Genomic DNA, 18088 nt, shown 5'->3' on the forward strand with positions numbered 1-18088 from the left:
GCCCATTCTTGTCGTACACAGGAGCCCCGTCAGGAAGTCGCGCCGGCATCGCTGGCGCGTGGAAGTGTGACGGCCTCATCGACCCACCGACCTGTACTCGATGTCGAAATCGTGGTCACCCTCCAGGTGTGAGTAGGGGAACCAGCGCCGCGGGAACTCCCAACCGTGCGCCTCGAACCACTCCTGATCCCATTCGGGTGTCGCAGTGGCCCAGGCATACTCACCGTCGGGCATCATCGCCACGGATGTCCGGACGTTGACCTCCTCGCCGAACTCGCGCATGTAGTCGCCCATGTAGTCGCAGTACCACGCCCCAGGCTTCAGGTCGATCTCGACCAGGCCGTCATGATCCCTGTCAAGCACCCAGCGGCGCAGAAAATTGTGTGCAAAGAACGCTGCTACCGCGCCGAGCACGGTGGCAATGAGCTTCTTCACCATGGCTTCTCCTCAAGATCCTCAGGAACTTCCTGGGTGATGTCAGTTGTGGTAGACGACCAGCTGCGCAGACGGCCGCCCGTGGGCTCTGGCCCCGGGGCCCAGCGGGCAACGACCTTCACGCCGAGCTGGAAGTTCTCCAGATCGTTCGGCATGTACTTGTCTGCGAATGCCCACGCGAGTCGCGTATCGATGAGACGGTAAGACACCCAACCGTTCTTGGCGTACAAGGTGAGCAACGGAACCCCGAATGGGGTAGTCGACACCTCCACCAGCGGGTCGGTCCACTCCACTCCGAATCCGCGGCGAAGCAACGTCACGTTCGGAGCTGCCAGGCAAACACCGTCCTCGACAACAAGATTGTCGACAGGACCGTACGCGGACATGACGATGTCGTTGTAGTGCTCGACTCCATCAGAGTCCACATACCCGTCAGGGCCGTACGGGCCCGTGATCGTCAGGAGTTCCTTCTTCACCAAGTTCACGGGTCCACTCATCGAAATCACCTTCCCGTTTCTCGCTCTCGGCGGTGCGCGCATTCAGCCATCGCCTCAAAGCTTCCGCAGCTGCCGCTGTGTACTTGGGGCCGCTCTTCAGGCCCTTCTTCTGCAGCACTTCCCGACGTTCCCTGTCGTACATGTCGAGTAGCGCCCGCACGTTTTCGACCTTGCCGGCGGGGTAGTCTGTGGTCTCTTCCACCTCGGCGATCGTCAACGAGAACGCCACGAAGAGCAGCTCCGCAATCCTCAGCGGGACAGTGGGTTCACCGGTCGCCATCGTCGTTCATGTCGTCCTCGAGCTTGGAGAACAGGTCGTCGGCGAACTCCTGCTGGGCCGCGCGGATCTCCTCGCGCAGATGCTCTTCCATCACGATCGACAGTGCGTTCGCCTGGTAGGCGGCCTCCAGGCCGTAGTTCGAGATGATGTAGCTGGCCAGCGTAGTGTTGTACACGTCGAGCCATGCAGCGATCGCATTTCGGTACTGGTCGGGGATCCGAGAGTGACTGCTCAGCATATCCAGGAAGACCCGCGGCCAATCGGCCAGACCGTGCGGCAACATCACCCCACCAATGGGACTGTTTTCCGGCAACTGCATCGGCTCAGGTAGCTTGTTAGCCACGACTATTCCTCTCTGCCTCGGTGATCCCAGCGAGAAAGTCACCCACCGCGGACGGCGGCATAATCGCTGAGACATTCACGCGCACAAGACCACTCTCGTACAACTCCGTATCGGTGTTGCTGACACTGACCTGCTTCGGCCACGCTGTAGGCCAACTCACGAGAACGCTCCAATGTTCAACAACTTGTTCCGCAGTGCGAGATTGATGGCGTCCTTCTCCAATGAATGGATTCGGCGCTCGCACAACCCAAGCTGGGCGTGCGCAATGTCCATCTTGATCCGGGCGTCGATTACGGCCGGTTCCGTCTGCGCGTAAGCCTTCGCCTTACCGACAGCTCCACCCCAGCGCATCGTCGCCTCAGCTTCCTTGAGGGCGTGCTGGGTTTCGAAGTAGCGCGCCTGTGCTCGGTGCCAGGCGATCATCTTGTCCCACTTGTCAACCAGGTAGGAGTTCTTGTCCAGGCGCGTGTCGAGGAGATAGGGATTCATCTCCGTGTAGACGTACTCGGCGTCGTCATCCCAGGTCATCAGGCAACCTCGTCAACCAGCTGAAGACTCAATGCTTCAGATCCGAGGATCTCGCGGTCCCAGGGCTGCGAGAGTGACCTGATGTCCCAGTAGGAAACCCCACAACGCTCGGCGATCAGTTCAGCGGTGCGGCGCTCATAGTTCTCCATTGATTCCAACCTGGCCTTCAGGACCGACTGAAATTCGTCGCGCGCACTCATCGACGGCTCGTGCCACATCTGCACATCGAGCTCGCCCTGGACGCGATGATCGCCGGCCTGAACCAGCAGGGTTGCGATCGATCCAGCCCACCCACGAACCTTCGTGACGATGTGGAATCGCCCATTGCCGGCGTGCTCAGAAAGTGCCCGCAACTCAGAGAACAGCGCTGTACCGTCAGGGACCGATCCGCCACCACTGTTGATGATGAACTCGATCTCCTTGATCGATGGATGATCTGCGATATCCCGTAGCTCCATGATGGCCGCGCGCACGGACTCCTCATCGACCTCTGCGTCAAAGTAGATGGAATGCGTGCTCATAGCGTGATCCTCTTGAACTCAGGGACGATTCGGAGCTTGCGCGCCCACTGGCCGCACCTGACGATGTCTCGCCCGCGGCCCAGCGGAACCATGTGGATGGTCCACACCCACTCACCCCAGTCGTCGGGCTGCTGAGGGCAGTGGAACATCAATGCGGTGGCATAGTCACAGTCATGCGAGGCAAACTCGGCTGTACTGTCTGCGTTGGGATACCAGTCCGCCCATGGGATGCTCTGGCACACAATGTCATCCCGGTACAGCTGCCCCTCGACGTAGAGGGCGAGCTGGCCCGACACACCCATTCGGTATGCGTCGTCCTTACCGGTCTTGATGTCAACCATGTAGCGCTCGCCGTCAATCTCGGCGATACGGTCAGCTGAGCCGGCGGCCCGCAGGGTCGACTGCCGGCCATCGGGCAGTAGGATCGTCCGGTTCGCCTGCAGGAATACCTCGCGAGCGAGGATCCTCAACCGTGAACTCGAAGCGATGTACTTGTGGTAGCCATCCAACGGGCCCTTGAACTCCTCCGGAACCAGAGACCAGTCCAGAGTGTCCGTCTCCACAGCCTCACAGAAGTCGTGGATAGCGGTGCCGCGGTCAGCCTTCGTGTCCGACCCGCCGATCTTCTCCGCAGTGCCGATGACATCCTTGAAGTCACCCTTTGCGGTGTCCCAGTCGCCACCCTTGGCTACCAACGCCTTGACGCGCGCCTCAACAGACTTGTCGCGCGCCATGCCGATCATGGCCTTCGTCTGGTAGTACTGGAACAGCCCGTCCGACGCCTTGTCGATGTCCTTCGCTAGCGTCGAGGGTCGCGAATATCCGATGCGCTTGCCACCCTCCGGTGGGTAGAGCATCGGTCGCTTGTAGCGATCCCGAGGGATGTTCCAGTCGGTGATGGTTGTATTCCTAAGAGGCGAAGAGTAGGACGGCTATCAGCAACCAAAAGCCAACGAGCATAACGTAATACTGGCTCACGGCATTGAGAGGACGACGATGAGCAAGGCGAGGCCGATGGAGAAGAGGTAGCTCGACAGCACGTAGCCGCCTTCCATCTTTACTTCTCCTCCGCGCCGAGAACGTTCTTCGCTACCAGCTCGCGGTAGTGGTCGGCGGTGGCGCTCAACGCCTCCACATTCGTTGAGGTCAGCAGGTTCTCGCCGTACTTCTCCTTGAAGTAGGCGGTTGCCTCCTTGGAGGTCTGACCCGCTTCCTTCACCGCGTCCTTGACGACCGCGAGAGCCTTTCGGACAGCAGCAGTCTGGGCGTCATCGGCGTTCGGTGCAGGCTTCGGGCGGGACTTCGCACGCCCAGAGGCCGCGTTGCCGTCATCGTCATTGTCGGCGACCAAGCCGAGGACAGCCATGTAGGCGTAGCGGCGCGCGTAGGTGATCGCCGAGCCCTGCGCCTGCGGGTCGTTCTTCACAGGCCGAAGGATCATCTCCGAGGTGATGGAGTCCCATCCGGAGGCCCCACCCTCCCATACCACAACGGTGCGCAAGGTGTCGTACGGCTTGCCCTCGATGACGGTGTAGCTGGGCAGCTGCGTGACGGCCAGCCCATGCTTGGCCAGGACCGGCTGAGCTTCCTTCATCACCGCGGGAAGGTCGGCGTAGGTGCTCTTGAAGAACGGGTTCGCCGTATCCTTCGCAACGACGCCGAACTCGGCCTGCGCGGCAACGAGTGCCTCGGTGAGTCTGCCGTGGATGTACTTGCTTTCAGTCTCGGTCAAAGAGGGCTCCTGCGTAGAGAATTAGCCCGAATGGCACCCATAGTTGCCACGGGATGAAGAAGATCGGACTGATGAGGTCAGTCAAAGAGGATGCCGGCGAGCATTCCGACGAAGAACAGGATCACCACTGATACCCCGAACGCGGCAAGCGTGGGTGCAGCGACAAGCCACCACGACCACGCCGCGATAGGGTCCACCCCGGCCAGCTTGAGGATGGTGAGGACAATACTGGCGATGATGCCCAGTCCGGTGATGTTCACGCGCGGATACCCTTCTGTTGGGCACGGTTGATGGTGCCCTGATCACGGATGGTGTCGGCAAGGATCGCGAGGACGGACTCGCTCGACGCGTCGCTGCCGTTCGGGATATGTCGGGCTACCGCCTTGTAGGCAGACCACCAGGTGCGCTCTTCATCAACAGCGCCCGCGCGGGGGAGTGCCTTGTCGAGCGCCTGGAGGAAGGAGAGCTTCTCCTCAACCATCAACCTCTTGGCGATGTTGAGGGCAGCTAGTAGCCCATCCGGGTCGCTCGTGATAACACCGTTGTGGCGCTTAGCTACTCGCCTCAGTGTTGCCGGATAACCCATGTACCACATTCTTAGAGGGCACATCGGGTGGTGTGAAACAGGTGGGAGCGCCCCGGGTCACGACTCCCGGGGCGGCGCGCCTGCGCACCTGACCTTCAGCGGGGAAGGGAGTTCGCCGCGTCGTCAGGCCCCTCGGTAAGTGTAAGGGGTGCCCATCGTAGTTGTTGACACCCGTCACCGACGGAAAACTGAGAGTTCCCTGTGAGAATATGACAGCGGGGGCGTAAATGTCCAGTTCGTGGACGTGTACCTGTTTCACACCCCACGAGTCTCAAGGTAGCGTCCTCGCGCAGAGAGGATTGGCGAGGCAACGAGCACCTAGCGAAGCCCTAGCCTTCGGGATCGAAGGCGTCTACGGGAGCGGGTCGGCTGGTACGAGCGCCTGAAACGAAACGTAGCTCATACCAACAATCCCAACAGTACTTGTTTCTACTTCGAAAATACTTATATCCCAAGATATCCCGTTACTTACGTAACCAACCTACGTAACGCGCGCGCGCGAGACAGCGACCTGTTTCACGCAAAAAAATCCCTGCAAAACTCACTTCCCGTGAGCAAAATTGTGACCACCGAGAGAAAGCCAGCAGTCGCGGCCGTGCCCGCTACCAAGACGCTGATCCTGGAGGAGGGACGCATCACCTTCACCGAGTCGGAAGACGGTCGGAGGTGGGACGGCGTGGTAGGCACGCCAGTGACCTTCCACACCGAGGATGCGTTGAACCTGTTCCTCGCGGCTCTCGCCAAGATCGCTGACACGTCGTCCCCAAAGATCGTCAGAAACAGCGAGGAGCTGGCCGAACAGCCGGAGGGGATTCGCTGGAAGTCCAGCTACAACGGTGGGACGTACACCGTCAAAGACGGTGCAGTCCGTTACGCACCGACGTGGGAAGCTAGCGCGTCGGCACCGGTTAAGTGCGTGACGCCGAAGGCATTCCCGCTGGTGCGTGCCTGATGGGAAAGCACAACACGCAGTGGCATGCCGAAATCGCCAAAAGCAACATCATCCTCCTCACCGAAGTTGGATCCGGACTACACGGAGTCACCATCTCCGGGACCGATGACCACGACGAGATGGGTGTGTGCATCACCCCACCAGAGTGCGTCATCGGCACGCAGAAGTTCGAGCAGTACCAGGACCGCTGGCACCTCGATGGTCTGCGCATCGCCGAGGGACAGAGATCCGGCCCGGGTGACACAGACCACGTCACCTACTCCCTGCAGAAGTACGCGCGACTGGCCGCGGACGGCAACCCGACCGTACTGATGCCTCTCTTCGCGCCGCGGGAGAAGACCTACGTCGAGACCGAACTCGGCGCAGAGTTGCGGGCGAATCGCGACCTGTTCCTCAGCAAGCAAGCCGGCGCGCGATTCCTCGGATACCTTGTCGCACAGCGTGAACGGGCACAGGGCCTCCGCGGCAAGAAGCACACCAACCGCCGCGAGCTGGTCGAGAAGTTCGGCTACGACACCAAAATGATGTACCACGCCATCCGGCTGGCCATCCAGGGAACACAACTGATGGACATCGGAGTGGTGGTTCTTCCGATGATGAAGACTCACCGAGAGCTCCTACTGCGCGTCCGCGAAGGTGCCTTCTCACTGGAGCATGCACTCGACATCCTCGCGGCCCTCACGGACGACCTACGCGAGGCCATCGCGTACAGCACGCTACCGGACAAGCCCAACACCGATGAGCTCGATGACTTCCTCATCGGCATGCACAACCGTCACTGGACATCGAAAGGAATGCTATGAGCTCCAAGCTGAACCCCACCCCAGGTCTGCATCAGGTCGTCCCGAACGTCGACCCAGAGCTGGCTGTGAAGATCACCGGACGCAACGCCGGGGCGATCACATACCTGCTGTCCCTCACCGCGGAGAAGCTCGGGATGGGTGTGGACGTTACCTTCAGCTTCGCATCCGACGGCTCACTACAGGAGGTCGTCACCACCAACGAAACAGGGTGGACCGCGGTTGCGCGCCAGGGTGAGTACGTCGTCACCAACGAAGAGGGCGCAGCGTTCATCACCCAGGCTGAGTACGAGTCGGAATTGCGCGCACTGTGAGCGGATTCCAAACCTACACCCACAACCCAACAGAGGTTGACGCGCTGCAGGTGGCGAAGCCGTGGAACAAGATCAAGGTCCACGTCCCGTTCGCACACCCGGTCTACCAGGCGAACGGCCGCACCATCGAGTACTTCAAGATCTCAACCCCAGGTGAGCTGACGGTGAAGAAGGCCCATCCTGGCGACTGGATCGTGAAGTACCCCACTGGGTGCGTCTCGGTGCTCACCGATGAGCAGTTCCAGCGCTACTACGGCGAGGGGGAGTGATGCGCAGTAACGGCGCGCTCGTCTACGTGGGGATCATTGTGTGGCTGGTCGTCATCGTTGCGACTGCTATCGCACTGGCCGGCTGTCAGCCGGCCGAATCACCCAACCATGATGTCGGCACCTACGAACCATCCGACCCGGGTGGGTTTGTGGTCACACCCCGCGGAGGGGTTGGCATCGACCTTGGTGGTGGTGTGTATATCGACCCTGCTACCGGCGGGGTCGGAGTCGGGATCCCGTTCTGATGAGCCAGCCAGACATCCTGAAGTACATCAGATTCGCTGAAGAGAATCTGGAGGAGGTTGTTCTCCCGAACTCCTACGGCGACTTCCACGCCAAGGGGTTGGACTACCTGTGCCTCTACCGGTCTCCGGGATACACCGTGAAAGTGTACCTCTTCCCTGATGGGATGGAGAATCAGGAGTATGGCGAGGTAGTGAATCCGCACGACCACCGATACGACTTCCACACGCGATGCCTATCCGGTGTGATCGAGAACCAGTGGTACCGGATCCCTCCCTGCTGGGATGGTGAATCCGAGGGTGACGAGTGCGGACAGATGTACAACGTATTCGCTTGGGACACACCACTGCTGGGTGGCGATGGCTTCCGTTACATGGATCGCGTCCCGCTTCAGCGAAACGAGGTTCGGCAGTTCCCGAAGGGGCAGACATACTACATGTCCGCCGAGGAATACCACACGATCCGCGTTGTCGAACCAGAGACGGCGATACTTCTGGTTCAGTACGAGGATGTCATCCCAGTTGGTTTGCCGACACTGACGTTCACACAGTCCGACAAGGCCCCATCGATCGACGGGCTCTACAGCGGGTTCACCGCAGACCAGGCGCTCGACAAGCTGCAACTTCTGAAGGATCTCCTATGAAGAGCATGAAAGACCTCACCTCCGAGCTCGCTGCCGCTGAGAAGGTCGTGGAGAACATCAAGCTGGAGATCGAGAACTTCGATGACTACCCGCTGGGCACTGTCTTGAAGCGTACGGACGACCGTCTCTTTGGGACGTTCGTGTACGCAATCAAGATGGCGAGCATCAACAGCGCGCACCTGGAGAAGTCCCATGTGCCAGTTTGGCGGGTTATCTACGATGACTTCTCCGGATTCAGCGATACTCTTCCGGGCCTGAAGAGCGAAGGAACCTGGAAGGTGGCCTACATGCCCGAGGGGACGTGGTGATTCTCGGAATGACAGGGACGAGGAATCCCCTGACGAGACAGCAGCTGAAGTGGCTGGATGTGAATGCATGAGTGGGAGGCGTTGGGCTGAGGGGGATTCAGCAAGCCAGGCGCAGGGACACCTCTACACCCTGTCCGACGCCGATATTGACGGTGACAGTGGAGACCAGCTCGTCGGTAGCCTGGAAGTTGACGCAGGCTCCAGATAGGGCACAAAAACAAACCCCCCAACCCATCACAGCGGGTTGGGGGGTTTCGTCTGTCTCCGTGGCTCTCAGGCGGCCACAGGCACAGCCTGAGTGAGCTCACGAATCTTGTCGATACGGAAGTCTCCCCACCAGTCATCGGTCTCGGCGACATGCACCACAGGGGCCACCTCGAAGCCGCGCGCCTTCAACGCTGCAGCAGCCTCGTGATCCTGGTCGATCCGCACCTCCGTGAACATCACACCCCCCCGGGTCAACTGGCTCTTCGTGAGGTTGCACTTGTGGCAGTTCGGGCCAGTTGTGAACACAGTGACGGTCATCGGATCCCTTCAGCGACCGACCGCAAGAAACGCACCGCGGGGTCGAGGTTGTAGTTACAGTGAGGTGCCGTGGCGAACGGCTGAGTAGTGATGAACTGACCGCCCAAGATGATCGCGTAGAACATCGCCGGGATCTCCACCACCGGCCGGCGCAGAATCTCACCGATCTGCTCCAACAGCGAATCGGTGCCGACCCATAGTCCGTCGAGATTCTGCACCACCTTGTAGATGGCCGTCATCATCTCACCGGCATTGGAATCCGGTGTGTCAGTGTAGATGTCGCGGCCGAATCCACTGTTCGCGCCGTGAGCGAAGTCGAACCACCAATCAGGAGTATCGACTAGCAGATCATCCGAAATGCCCTGACCATCAGGGATCGGAACACCCTCATACAGGTTACCATTCGCGACGCCAAGTTCGCGCATAGGATTACCGAGCGTTACCGCGGCGATCACATCGCCGAGTCGGTCGTGCAGCTCGCCACCCTCGGCGAGGATGTCGTACTTCCACACCAACGAGATGACGATCGCTCCCTGGCTGTACCCGATCAGCGCAAACTTGCCCTTGCGGAGCTTGATCTGCTTGATAAGCTCGCGCCGGCCCTTCTGCACCGAAGGGCCCATAGGGAAGGCGTCGGCCGGGTAGTTGCCGATCGGCTGCCACTCCCATAGGTCCAGCAGCTGCCTTGCGATGTCGGCGGGATACCCGGGGCCCACCGGGTCACGCTGTCCCGTCCCGTGGACAGTGAACAGAACCGGCTTCGCGCGTTCGATCAGACCCAACGCGACCTGTGTGGCCCAGTCCAGAACGCCATCGGTGCGCAGATCGGTCCCGTACTGAATGTTGTACCGAACCTGGAACTGCTTAAGCACCTGGACGAATGTGACCGTTGCCAGGTCTCCGTCAGGGCCGTACGGGTCTTCGAGGATCTTCCCGTACGAGTACTTGGCCTTCAGCTTGCGCTTCGCCTCACGCACGGGCTCGCCGCGCATGCCGAGCTCCCACCCAATCCAAGCCATGGGTTACCTTCTTTCGTGCAGAACAAACAAGCCCCTCCGCGAAACACGCAGGGGCCGTTCGTTGTTAGGTGTCAGTCCTTGTAGGACGCGATTAGGCGTTCAACCACATCTGGGTTCCGCGCCGCAGCGACAGCCGCCTCCGTAGCGATCTCCGGGTTGTTATCGATGGCGTTGAGAACCTGGTCCACGGTCGCCTCGTTGCGGACAAACCACGTCGCAGCACCAACCACGGCTGAGACACCGACAGCGATGGCGTGAATCCACGGCATGTCGCTGGAAGCGTCGATAGCCGCACCCAGTCCCTCCATGCCGGCGAACGACACAGAGAACGCCGCAACGGCCTTCTTAACCTCGCGGACGCGAGTCATGAACGTAGTCACGCAACCTCCCCTTCATATGCCTCGAGCACCTCATCCGGGATGGCGTCAAGGTCGCGACGTGCGCGAGCCATCACCGTTGGGTTGTCGCCGTACTTTCCGTCGCCGTGAGCTGCGCGGCGAATGCGGTCGATCGCATCGGCATCCCCGTCCTCGGCGTCCTCCTTGACGGTCGCGCGGTGCCGCATGCCGTCAACGTTCAGCAGCATGCCGACCAGCGTGTCGACAGGCCCCTCACCAGGTGTCGCGTACATCGAACGCGACTCCCACTTGGCGGTCAGCTCGAAATGCACGCGCTTCAGCAGCTCACGATCAGCGTCAGTGAACATGTCGTCCTCTTCTGTTGCACCCGCATAGAACATCTGCAGGTAGGTGTTAAATAGGTCCCATGGGAATCCAGCACCAACATCGGTGTGGTTGGTGAACCCCAACCCGACATTGATTCCGTAGTGGTCGGTGACACCGCTGCTGGAACGTAGGCTCTGGTATCCGCTCGCGCTCTTGCCAACGCGCACAATCGGATCGATGCCGTACTTGTGGCAGTCCTGGGCGGCGAGGAACGCGGCGATCTTGATGCCGGTCCCCATGTTGTCGATCCACTGCTGGCGCGTCCACGACGCATACGACGGTGTGAACACCAGGTTGATCGTGACGTTGTTGCCGCCACCGACAGACCACGCGGCGCGATCGGTGTCAACGAGATCCCAGGCAACACCATCGTTTCCGACTAGATAGTGGTACGAGCGGTCGCCCATACCGTCCATCCAGCGGTCCAAGTCGAGGCCAGTCATGTTGCCCTCCTCGGTGTGGAGGACGAACAGGCGCGGCTTCAGGCCACCGCGGGATTGCGATCCGCTTCCGTCGATGATGTTGTGCTCCGTGAAGAACGCTGACGGCGCAGAAGGTGTGCCGCCAGACACGACCCTGTTGTACAGCGCGACAGCCTCGCCCCACGCCTCGTCGTAGCGGTGCTTGAATTCCTCGGCGCAGTTCTGAACGTCGTAGACCCACATGCCAGGAGTACGGGAATCGTCGTCATAGGGACGCTTCAGGAGTTCATCGAAGAACATCCGCGTCGACTCAACGACATCCATCCTCTTGGAGGCGCCTTCATAACCAGTGCCACCCCACCACGGAGGCTGCTGCTGGTACGGTCCAGAGGACAACCCATCGGATCCAATCTTGTCGTACGGAAACGCAAGAGTGTCAGGATCCTTCGCATTCGCATACATCACGAAGTTGCACTCAACCTTGACGCACGCGACCGCCATCTTCTGGCCGATGGGCTTCACACCCATCTCGTTTCCCACCTTGATGATGGTGGACACATACTGCTCAGGGGTCAGGTATGGCCCAGGGGTAACCAATGGCATGGCAGTCCTTACGGTGTGTCGCCGATAATCCAGTCCGACACCTGGATTCCGGCAGCTGCGAGATCTGAGCGGAAGCCGAACCCGACATGCTGCTCACCCTCTCCGTGATCGATCAATCCGGTGTTGTCGGTCCACGTGACGATCGGAGTTAGACTTGTCCCCTTGTAGAGGCTGTAGGTGTCGGTAAGAGGGTTGTAGACACCCGTGTAGTTCGTGTTGTTCGAGGTGTCACCCTCGACCTCGGCGCGGATCGAAAACTCAGTCGGACCAGTTCCGGTGATGATGCCGATGCGGTCGTTGTCCCACGACCCCAATCCCCACACCTGCTTGTGATAGAAGCCAACCCAGTTGGTCATGTCGTAGTTCGAACACACAACAGCCCAGGCGTAGCCGTTCGAGTTCGCACCGCCACGAATCGTGTTGTACGTCAAGCGAACAGCGTCGGACTTTAGTGGTGCGAAGTAGAGCATCGCCACGTCCTTGTAGAACGCGCCGGCTGCAACGCCATTCGGAAGTGAACGACCGGAGTTGTCGTACACCGTTGGTGTGCCATCCATGATCCGCCAAGCTGGGTCATGAACTGGACCAACGTTCGCGAACGAGTAGCGGTACTGCACGCCCTCGAACTCGGTGCTGTTCGCTGGGGCGTCCGGGAACGGTGCCTCATTGCGGATCACAATGCCCTGAACGCGCAGCGTCACCTCGCCGCCGTACTCAGTTGACAGAGTCCACGTCGCACCGCGGGGGAGCTTGTCGGTCACCTCGGCCGGCTCATAGAACGAGATCTCACCGCCATTGACGACGCCGCTGAACACGCCAAGTGTCTGACCGTAAGAGTTGCTCACAGTCAGGTAAGCGGTTGTGCTGTAGGGGAAAGTCTTACCGCGACCAAGAGAGTAGACGTAGCGCAGCGGGTTCCCGCGGCTCAGCTCAAGCGAGCGGTTACTCTCGACACGGACCTGGGGACGCCAAACGCCCATTAAGTCCTCACCTTCATTTTATCACGCTTAAGTAGCGCGCTTAACCTTGTTGATGCGCTGGCGAAGGGCGAGACGCTCGTCATCCGTCAGCCCAGTGATCTTCGGGAAGTAGTCATCCAAGGTGTCCGTCAAGCCAGTCACGGCGTCGACCACCTTGTCCATACGCTCCCGCAACTCGTTATTCTCATTGCGCACTTCCTCACGGAAAGCGGCAGACAACTTCTGCAGTGTCTGGACCTCATCGAGCTCGTGCTGCTCGCGGGCCGCCTCCTCCTCCCGATGACGCTTCTTCCACCCAAACAGGGTGTCCCACACAGCCTTCAGCGCTCCACCACTGAGGAATGCGGAAAGTACACCGATAAGAGCGACGGCCAAATTGATGTCAATAGTCACGGATAATCACCCTGTGTCGATGTCGTACTGTTCCAACACCCACTTCCAGAACCAGTTTTCGGTTGGTGTCACCACGACAGGGACATCATCAGCTGGCCGGCGAGGAGTTCCTTGGTATGCCTCCTCGACCTTCTCCTTCATCTGTGAGGCCGCGTTCGGGCTCACCCACCACTGCCCCTTCAGGTAAGGCAAGTCCTCCTGAGTGAGCACATATGTGGTGTTCTCGAAGTTCCACGCAATGTGGCTAGGGTCGAACAGGTCAGGCTCGTCGTAAGCCGTGTGATATTCCGACTTTCCCTTGTCAGCGTTCTTCATCGCCAACACGTTCGTGTGATCGGCAGGGGAGTCCGCCCAACCGTCGTACCGTCGCGCAAAGTCGATGACGTGCCAACGCGTATTCGTCAGGGTCGCTTCACCGATGGTTTCGCCGACCTCTACAGTCCCGATGCCACCGCCACCGCCAGTGGAGCGCAACGGATTACCGGTGAGGATAAACATCAGCTCATCCGCAGGCGGTGCAGTGTCGTCATCCCAGTGCAGTGCCAGCCAATGCGACACAACCTGCGCGCCCTGGGACTGAGCTAGGACGATCTTCTTCCCAGGCGTGCTCCGCACTGCGGCATCGAGCATTGCGACACCGTCAGAGATTGAGGTGCTCTTCAACGATGCGGGGTACTTGATCTGCACCATGTTGTACGGCGCGGATGCAAACCTGCCCTGGAACTTCTCAGGCATGTCGTTGTACAGGTTGAAGCACAGACCCGAAAGCGTGAAGACAGTCCCGGACTCGAACACCTGGAATGCCCGGCCAGCCATCATGTGCAGGTGCGACAAGTCAGCTGCCATCGCACCCGCCAGGCTGATAGCCGACCCAGCGAGGATAGAGTCGACACCACGGACAGACGCCACGATGCCGCCATAGAATGGCTGCGCCCCGTAGCCAACAATCAGCGGATTAGCGAGCGTTGCGCCCATGCTTCCGGTCTCCACCTCGACACCCGACATGCCGGCAGTAGGCGTAGCTAGAAGAGCTGCCAATGCGGAATCAGCCGGGATGTTCTCCCCGACGAGCCCCGCGGCAGGTGCCTGCAGGTCAGCGGAGATCGCTGCGTCGAGTTCGTGCTCACCAGTGAGCGACGCCGTCACTGCGCTCAACTGGGAGGCCACAGAGCCTCGCTGCGACTGTCCGCCCGTCATGACCGACTTGAGGATCCCCAATGCAGCGCCGAGCGTTCCTGGGTAGCTCTGCGCCGCGGGAAGGCTGGCCAGTACGGGACGCAGGGATGCCGACATCGCCCCCTGGGGGGTCAGCGGATACATCTCGAAGGCCGCGCCGGCATAGTCTGCACCACTGACGCGGCTCGCGGTGAACGTCACCGACGACGCTCCAGGTGCATAGCCGACGACGCCCTGACAGTACTGACCAACGTCCATGTACGTGATCAGCGTCTGGTTGTAGTCAGACACCGCGGTCGAGAACAACGGCTCCATGTGGCCGGCGTGATGGATCATCCGCTCAGCCGCCGATGACATAGTCAACGAGAACGTCGAACCGGACTCAGTTCCCGCCGCGATCGTGTGGCCGCCAACACTGTCAACGCCGCGATACAGGGTCGCCTCAGCGTTGATGCGGAACACTGCAGAGGTGCTCTCCAGAGTCCACTCGATATACACCGGGTGGGTGCCGCCTACTGGATTCGCCAACACGAAATGCTGAATGTGTCCAGTGCTCGACAAACCGGTGTCGTTGTCACCCCACGCCATCGGGAATGGCGTCATCTCGGTGCCATTCCACTGCACCGTGTAGTCGATCGTGCCAGTGTTACTGGTGGAGTAGCCGATGATGGTTACGACCAGAAGGTCGTAAGGCATGGTCGTGCCAGCGGCGAAGTCTGACGTAGTGTTGTACGCGCTGCCGCTGAACTCTAGGTAGTCGCCCCCGGTGAGGCTGGCGGAACCAACATGGGAGATAGGCATTCAGGCCCCTAGGAGAGGCCCTTATGGACCCTCAGGAAGATCGATGGTCGCCGACGAAATCGACACAGTCGAACCGGCAGTGATCGAAGTGGTATTCATGATCAGGTCAGCGCTGGACGTGCCGACAGTTCCCTGGAACACGGCCGAACCGCCGGTCTGCGTCTTGATGCGGAAGTACCCAGCTGTTCCAGTCGCATCAGCCGAGGCGTCGGCAGTGATTGACGCGAAGGTGGCGCGGGCACCAGTACCAGTGTCGGTCAGGCCGGAGAATGCAGTGGCCTGGCATGTCAGGCTCGCCAGGAGCGTTCCGGTCTGAGATGCATCGGCGTTCGCCGGGGCAGCCCCAGAGTAGATCTCGATGACAGCTGCACTGCCGGCATCGATAGCAGCACCGAGCGCGGTAAGCATCTGCTGTGCTGCGGAGTTCGTGATGTATGCGGCGTTAGCCATTCGGAATCCTCACCTTAACCTTCGCGGCCCCACCGATGTCCTGAGGCTCAAACCGATGCAGGAGCCACACATCGAGCTTCAGCTTGTTTGAATCAGCAGTCACAGCATGGGCATTCAGCCCGCGCGAGCGGAACGTCGCCGCAGCATCGCGGAATACGTCGACCGCCGCTACGCACTCCTCAAGACTCCACGCCTCGAACTCACTGAAGTCGTCCGGGTGGGCTGCGACATACTCGTCGCACACCTTCCTGGCGGCAGCCTCGTCACGTCCGCCTCCGGTCGTCTTGTCCCACGCATCGAACAGCGCGTCCAGCGCGGTAGCATCATTCTTCTTCGTCGCCATAGCTTCTCCTCTTAGATCTCGGCGGTCGGGTCGTAGACGCACTTCCACTCGTCCTCCGGAAGCAGCACCGGCTCGGTACTGAAGGTTGGGCTCCCCAGACCGCTGAACTCCCACAACGGAAGTCCGGCCGAGTTCGTGATCCTTGTAGCTGAAATCCCAGTCCTGTGGTTGCGTAGAATCGTCCCCTCAGGCGAACCTGTCCACAGAAGCTTCGCCTTAGCGCACGCGTCGCGAGCCATCTGTCGAACTGCAGACATCACGTCGTCCGACGACCCGGCCTGCAGCGCCGTCTGGAGGTCTTCGGATGGCCCAGTGGTGTAAAGGTTGTGGTCAACCTGTGTTGCGTACGCGTCGTACGCGATGTCGATATCGCTGATCAATTCGTGACTCCTGTCCTGGCGATTCCCCAGTACGTCTTCGCGCCAGAGCCCTCGCCAGTGATCAAGCTGGAGGCAGCTGAAGGCGAGTAGTAGCCGAGCTGCACCCAGTCGTTCGCGTCGAGGTATAGCGACACGGAGGCGAAGATTCCCTCCGGGTAATCCGGTGAGTAGTAGGTATCTCCACCGCCGGTGATCCTGGTTCCAGAGAAGTGGCCGACCGGCTGTCCGATGTACATCTCGGGAGCATCGTTGTGGTAGAGGATCAGCGACAGGTTGTTCGGCGTGTTACCAGCGAGGGATACGCGCGCATAGACGGTGTACCAACCCTTCACCGATACGGTGAACTTTCCAGTTGTGAAGTCGTACAGGATGTCCGACGTGCTGGCGTAGACGTTGTCGAAGAAGTTGTCAGGGAATAGGTGTGTCCCGCTGGAGATGGACAGCTCTGCGGTGTCGGCGCGGAACATGCGAGCACCGGATCCGGTTACCTCGGCCGGCTGGTTGTCACCGCCAGCGAATGCCCACATCGTGCCGGGTGGAATGGTTCCAGACGCAGAAGCGTAGGCGAATCCCAACCCACCAGTACCGCGGTACGACATGCCGACCTGTGAGGTGGTGCCAACCTCGGTGTGCGTGAGGATGACCTTGCTGCCCTCTAGGAGGCGGAAGACGCGCAAGCCGCCGATCGTTCCACACTCCAACGCGTACAAACCCTGTGCCTTGTAGCTGAAGCCTGTTGTCTTCGTTGCCCAGATGATGCGGGTGCCGCCAACTACGCAGCCGAGCTCTGCGCGGTACTTCTCCATCGACGCGTACACGTACGTATCACCGGCAGCGTTCTTGCGTCCGTGGATCTCATTGCGTCCACTGTTGCCCAGGAATGTGACCGGCGCTGAGCCAGACACCATCCAAATCTTCTGGTAGTCGGTCGCGGTCGCCAAAGCGTTGTACACGTAGGCATCTGTCGCGTCCGTGTCGTTGACTGAATGCCAGTCGGCGCCGACACCGTTGACGATCTCAAAGTGGCCGCCACCGCCAGTGCGGATGTGCGTGAAGTCCGATCCGAACGTAGAACCGCTAGGTAGAGCGGTGAAGTCCACCAGGAAGGACACGCCGCCGACAGCCTGGTTGTTCTGATTGCTTTGCAACGCAGTCACCTGCGCACTCAGCGCCGAGATTGTCGACGCCGCATCCTGCATCGCCTGCTGCGCCTGGTCGTGATCGAACAGGTTGCCAACCCAGCCGAAGAAGCTGGTCACGATATTGTCGATGGTCTGCTGAATGTCGTAGCGGATCTGCAGTCCCCACGTTCCAAGGTCTGTGGTGTCACCGTCCTCGACGCCGCTGAGAACCTCGATGATGTCGCCGATGATTGGGACCTGCTGAAGCATCTGAGCAAACGCTTGTGCAGCCGCCTGAATGGCCGCGATGAGGGCGTTGAAGAACGTGCCCAGATCGTTGTAGTCGCCGTCCTCAACGCCAGTGATGACTTCGATCAGCTCACCGAGGAACGGCACCTTGCCCAGCGTGTTCAGCAGTTCGGACGTGTGTCCGATCCCTGACTGGTCAACGTCCGGGAAGAGCTTGGCACTGAAAGCCGCGAGGGCCGCATGAATGATCCCCTTGGAGGCATCGACACCCTCGAACACCTGGTCCGAGTATCCGGACATCTGTCCGCGTACTTCGGCCTTCTTGGCGGCCTCAACGTTTTCCCGAGTCCGATTAGCGAGGACAGAAAGCCCTGCGCCAACAACCGCGCCGTCATGGCCGGTGATGTCGTAGCCAGAGGGATCGCTACCCGAAGGGATAGCACCCATTGG

28 protein-coding genes are annotated in these 18088 nt (G+C 60.2%); 7 read left to right on the forward strand and 21 right to left on the reverse strand.

Annotated features, from left to right (window positions below; genetic code table 11):
• Positions 1-75 precede the first annotated feature (75 nt).
• The 10 genes from CSR00_RS04785 to CSR00_RS04830 form a co-directional block, all read right to left on the reverse strand.
• Positions 76-438, reverse strand: a complete 363-nt coding sequence (locus CSR00_RS04785; protein ID WP_099021238.1) for a hypothetical protein — start codon at positions 436-438, stop codon at positions 76-78.
• Entirely contained in the window at positions 432-920 is a 489-nt protein-coding gene (locus CSR00_RS04790) for a hypothetical protein (protein WP_141564275.1), read from the reverse strand. The genes CSR00_RS04785 and CSR00_RS04790 overlap by 7 nt, the downstream gene beginning before the upstream one ends.
• On the reverse strand, positions 868-1212 hold the full coding sequence (locus CSR00_RS04795) for a hypothetical protein (RefSeq protein ID WP_099021240.1): 345 nt from the start codon (positions 1210-1212) through the stop codon (positions 868-870). The genes CSR00_RS04790 and CSR00_RS04795 overlap by 53 nt, the downstream gene beginning before the upstream one ends.
• Positions 1199-1555, reverse strand: coding sequence for a hypothetical protein (locus CSR00_RS04800; RefSeq protein WP_141564276.1), 357 nt, complete (start codon positions 1553-1555; stop codon positions 1199-1201). The genes CSR00_RS04795 and CSR00_RS04800 overlap by 14 nt, the downstream gene beginning before the upstream one ends.
• A gap of 156 nt (positions 1556-1711) precedes the next feature.
• Positions 1712-2083, reverse strand: coding sequence for a hypothetical protein (locus CSR00_RS04805; RefSeq protein WP_099021242.1), 372 nt, complete (start codon positions 2081-2083; stop codon positions 1712-1714).
• Positions 2083-2604: an ATP-dependent Clp protease proteolytic subunit gene (locus tag CSR00_RS04810; RefSeq protein WP_099021243.1), complete on the reverse strand. Its 522-nt coding sequence runs from the start codon at positions 2602-2604 to the stop codon at positions 2083-2085. Before CSR00_RS04810 ends, CSR00_RS04805 begins: the two co-directional genes overlap by 1 nt.
• A complete protein-coding gene (locus CSR00_RS04815; RefSeq protein WP_099021244.1) occupies positions 2601-3461 on the reverse strand; it encodes a hypothetical protein in 861 nt (286 codons plus the stop codon). The genes CSR00_RS04810 and CSR00_RS04815 overlap by 4 nt, the downstream gene beginning before the upstream one ends.
• A 200-nt stretch (positions 3462-3661) precedes the next feature.
• Entirely contained in the window at positions 3662-4336 is a 675-nt protein-coding gene (locus CSR00_RS04820) for an ERF family protein (protein ID WP_099021245.1), read from the reverse strand.
• A gap of 77 nt (positions 4337-4413) precedes the next feature.
• On the reverse strand, positions 4414-4596 hold the full coding sequence (locus tag CSR00_RS04825; protein ID WP_099021246.1) for a hypothetical protein: 183 nt from the start codon (positions 4594-4596) through the stop codon (positions 4414-4416).
• Complete coding sequence (locus tag CSR00_RS04830; RefSeq protein WP_141564277.1) at positions 4593-4922, reverse strand: hypothetical protein; 330 nt, start codon at positions 4920-4922, stop codon at positions 4593-4595. The genes CSR00_RS04825 and CSR00_RS04830 overlap by 4 nt, the downstream gene beginning before the upstream one ends.
• Before the next feature lie 550 nt (positions 4923-5472).
• Here CSR00_RS04830 and CSR00_RS04835 point away from each other — a divergent pair.
• From CSR00_RS04835 to CSR00_RS04865, 7 genes are read left to right on the forward strand one after another with little or no spacing between them, the layout of a single operon-like run.
• Positions 5473-5874, forward strand: coding sequence for a hypothetical protein (locus tag CSR00_RS04835; RefSeq protein WP_141564278.1), 402 nt, complete (start codon positions 5473-5475; stop codon positions 5872-5874).
• Positions 5874-6677 carry a nucleotidyltransferase domain-containing protein gene (locus tag CSR00_RS04840; RefSeq protein ID WP_099021249.1) on the forward strand — a complete coding sequence of 268 codons (804 nt, stop codon included), beginning with the start codon at positions 5874-5876 and terminating at the stop codon, positions 6675-6677. The genes CSR00_RS04835 and CSR00_RS04840 overlap by 1 nt, the downstream gene beginning before the upstream one ends.
• Positions 6674-6988, forward strand: coding sequence for a hypothetical protein (locus CSR00_RS04845; protein ID WP_099021250.1), 315 nt, complete (start codon positions 6674-6676; stop codon positions 6986-6988). The genes CSR00_RS04840 and CSR00_RS04845 overlap by 4 nt, the downstream gene beginning before the upstream one ends.
• The gene (locus tag CSR00_RS04850) at positions 6985-7257 is read left to right on the forward strand and encodes a hypothetical protein (RefSeq protein WP_099021251.1); all 273 of its coding nucleotides are present in this window, start codon (positions 6985-6987) and stop codon (positions 7255-7257) included. The genes CSR00_RS04845 and CSR00_RS04850 overlap by 4 nt, the downstream gene beginning before the upstream one ends.
• Positions 7257-7502 (forward strand): hypothetical protein, encoded by a 246-nt coding sequence (locus CSR00_RS04855; protein WP_218014420.1) that lies wholly within the window; start codon positions 7257-7259, stop codon positions 7500-7502. The genes CSR00_RS04850 and CSR00_RS04855 overlap by 1 nt, the downstream gene beginning before the upstream one ends.
• On the forward strand, positions 7502-8143 hold the full coding sequence (locus tag CSR00_RS04860; protein ID WP_099021252.1) for a hypothetical protein: 642 nt from the start codon (positions 7502-7504) through the stop codon (positions 8141-8143). Before CSR00_RS04855 ends, CSR00_RS04860 begins: the two co-directional genes overlap by 1 nt.
• Positions 8140-8451 (forward strand): hypothetical protein, encoded by a 312-nt coding sequence (locus CSR00_RS04865; protein ID WP_099021253.1) that lies wholly within the window; start codon positions 8140-8142, stop codon positions 8449-8451. Before CSR00_RS04860 ends, CSR00_RS04865 begins: the two co-directional genes overlap by 4 nt.
• Positions 8452-8724: 273 nt before the next feature.
• Here the strand turns inward: CSR00_RS04865 and CSR00_RS04870 are convergent, their stop codons facing one another.
• The 11 genes from CSR00_RS04870 to CSR00_RS04920 form a co-directional block, all read right to left on the reverse strand.
• On the reverse strand, positions 8725-8976 hold the full coding sequence (locus CSR00_RS04870; protein ID WP_099021254.1) for a glutaredoxin family protein: 252 nt from the start codon (positions 8974-8976) through the stop codon (positions 8725-8727).
• Positions 8973-9968 (reverse strand): peptidoglycan-binding domain-containing protein, encoded by a 996-nt coding sequence (locus CSR00_RS04875; RefSeq protein WP_176561907.1) that lies wholly within the window; start codon positions 9966-9968, stop codon positions 8973-8975. The genes CSR00_RS04870 and CSR00_RS04875 overlap by 4 nt, the downstream gene beginning before the upstream one ends.
• Before the next feature lie 98 nt (positions 9969-10066).
• Positions 10067-10375: a hypothetical protein gene (locus CSR00_RS04880; RefSeq protein WP_099021256.1), complete on the reverse strand. Its 309-nt coding sequence runs from the start codon at positions 10373-10375 to the stop codon at positions 10067-10069.
• Positions 10372-11700, reverse strand: a complete 1329-nt coding sequence (locus tag CSR00_RS04885; RefSeq protein ID WP_176561908.1) for a peptidoglycan recognition protein family protein — start codon at positions 11698-11700, stop codon at positions 10372-10374. Before CSR00_RS04885 ends, CSR00_RS04880 begins: the two co-directional genes overlap by 4 nt.
• 53 nt (positions 11701-11753) lie before the next feature.
• Positions 11754-12725 carry an LtfC-like domain-containing protein gene (locus tag CSR00_RS04890; protein WP_141564279.1) on the reverse strand — a complete coding sequence of 324 codons (972 nt, stop codon included), beginning with the start codon at positions 12723-12725 and terminating at the stop codon, positions 11754-11756.
• A gap of 27 nt (positions 12726-12752) precedes the next feature.
• Positions 12753-13118 carry a hypothetical protein gene (locus CSR00_RS04895; RefSeq protein ID WP_099021259.1) on the reverse strand — a complete coding sequence of 122 codons (366 nt, stop codon included), beginning with the start codon at positions 13116-13118 and terminating at the stop codon, positions 12753-12755.
• 6 nt (positions 13119-13124) lie between these two features.
• Complete coding sequence (locus tag CSR00_RS04900) at positions 13125-15095, reverse strand: PE-PPE domain-containing protein (protein ID WP_099021260.1); 1971 nt, start codon at positions 15093-15095, stop codon at positions 13125-13127.
• Between the two features lie 21 nt (positions 15096-15116).
• Positions 15117-15545 (reverse strand): hypothetical protein, encoded by a 429-nt coding sequence (locus tag CSR00_RS04905; RefSeq protein ID WP_099021261.1) that lies wholly within the window; start codon positions 15543-15545, stop codon positions 15117-15119.
• The gene (locus CSR00_RS04910; RefSeq protein ID WP_099021262.1) at positions 15538-15888 is read right to left on the reverse strand and encodes a hypothetical protein; all 351 of its coding nucleotides are present in this window, start codon (positions 15886-15888) and stop codon (positions 15538-15540) included. Before CSR00_RS04910 ends, CSR00_RS04905 begins: the two co-directional genes overlap by 8 nt.
• A gap of 11 nt (positions 15889-15899) precedes the next feature.
• A complete protein-coding gene (locus CSR00_RS04915) occupies positions 15900-16268 on the reverse strand; it encodes a hypothetical protein (protein WP_099021263.1) in 369 nt (122 codons plus the stop codon).
• Complete coding sequence (locus tag CSR00_RS04920) at positions 16265-18085, reverse strand: DUF7257 domain-containing protein (protein ID WP_141564280.1); 1821 nt, start codon at positions 18083-18085, stop codon at positions 16265-16267. The genes CSR00_RS04915 and CSR00_RS04920 overlap by 4 nt, the downstream gene beginning before the upstream one ends.
• Positions 18086-18088: the final 3 nt, after the last annotated feature.

The organism is Mycolicibacterium palauense, from assembly GCF_002592005.1.
Classification (GTDB): domain Bacteria; phylum Actinomycetota; class Actinomycetes; order Mycobacteriales; family Mycobacteriaceae; genus Mycobacterium; species Mycobacterium palauense.

Excerpts from the sequence above, each read along its gene's own strand:
- CSR00_RS04785 (WP_099021238.1), bottom strand. The coding sequence starts at position 438 with ATGGTGAAGAAGCTCATTGCCACCGTGCTCGGCGCGGTAGCAGCGTTC.
- CSR00_RS04795 (WP_099021240.1), bottom strand. The coding sequence starts at position 1,212 with ATGGCGACCGGTGAACCCACTGTCCCGCTGAGGATTGCGGAGCTGCTC.
- CSR00_RS04805 (WP_099021242.1), bottom strand. The coding sequence starts at position 2,083 with ATGACCTGGGATGACGACGCCGAGTACGTCTACACGGAGATGAATCCC.
- CSR00_RS04810 (WP_099021243.1), bottom strand. The coding sequence starts at position 2,604 with ATGAGCACGCATTCCATCTACTTTGACGCAGAGGTCGATGAGGAGTCC.
- CSR00_RS04815 (WP_099021244.1), bottom strand. The coding sequence starts at position 3,461 with ATGCTCTACCCACCGGAGGGTGGCAAGCGCATCGGATATTCGCGACCC.
- CSR00_RS04830 (WP_141564277.1), bottom strand. The coding sequence starts at position 4,922 with ATGGGTTATCCGGCAACACTGAGGCGAGTAGCTAAGCGCCACAACGGT.
- CSR00_RS04840 (WP_099021249.1), top strand. The coding sequence starts at position 5,874 with ATGGGAAAGCACAACACGCAGTGGCATGCCGAAATCGCCAAAAGCAAC.
- CSR00_RS04845 (WP_099021250.1), top strand. The coding sequence starts at position 6,674 with ATGAGCTCCAAGCTGAACCCCACCCCAGGTCTGCATCAGGTCGTCCCG.
- CSR00_RS04855 (WP_218014420.1), top strand. The coding sequence starts at position 7,257 with ATGCGCAGTAACGGCGCGCTCGTCTACGTGGGGATCATTGTGTGGCTG.
- CSR00_RS04860 (WP_099021252.1), top strand. The coding sequence starts at position 7,502 with ATGAGCCAGCCAGACATCCTGAAGTACATCAGATTCGCTGAAGAGAAT.
- CSR00_RS04865 (WP_099021253.1), top strand. The coding sequence starts at position 8,140 with ATGAAGAGCATGAAAGACCTCACCTCCGAGCTCGCTGCCGCTGAGAAG.
- CSR00_RS04870 (WP_099021254.1), bottom strand. The coding sequence starts at position 8,976 with ATGACCGTCACTGTGTTCACAACTGGCCCGAACTGCCACAAGTGCAAC.
- CSR00_RS04875 (WP_176561907.1), bottom strand. The coding sequence starts at position 9,968 with ATGCGCGGCGAGCCCGTGCGTGAGGCGAAGCGCAAGCTGAAGGCCAAG.
- CSR00_RS04890 (WP_141564279.1), bottom strand. The coding sequence starts at position 12,725 with ATGGGCGTTTGGCGTCCCCAGGTCCGTGTCGAGAGTAACCGCTCGCTT.
- CSR00_RS04900 (WP_099021260.1), bottom strand. The coding sequence starts at position 15,095 with ATGCCTATCTCCCATGTTGGTTCCGCCAGCCTCACCGGGGGCGACTAC.
- CSR00_RS04905 (WP_099021261.1), bottom strand. The coding sequence starts at position 15,545 with ATGGCTAACGCCGCATACATCACGAACTCCGCAGCACAGCAGATGCTT.
- CSR00_RS04910 (WP_099021262.1), bottom strand. The coding sequence starts at position 15,888 with ATGGCGACGAAGAAGAATGATGCTACCGCGCTGGACGCGCTGTTCGAT.
- CSR00_RS04920 (WP_141564280.1), bottom strand. The coding sequence starts at position 18,085 with ATGGGTGCTATCCCTTCGGGTAGCGATCCCTCTGGCTACGACATCACC.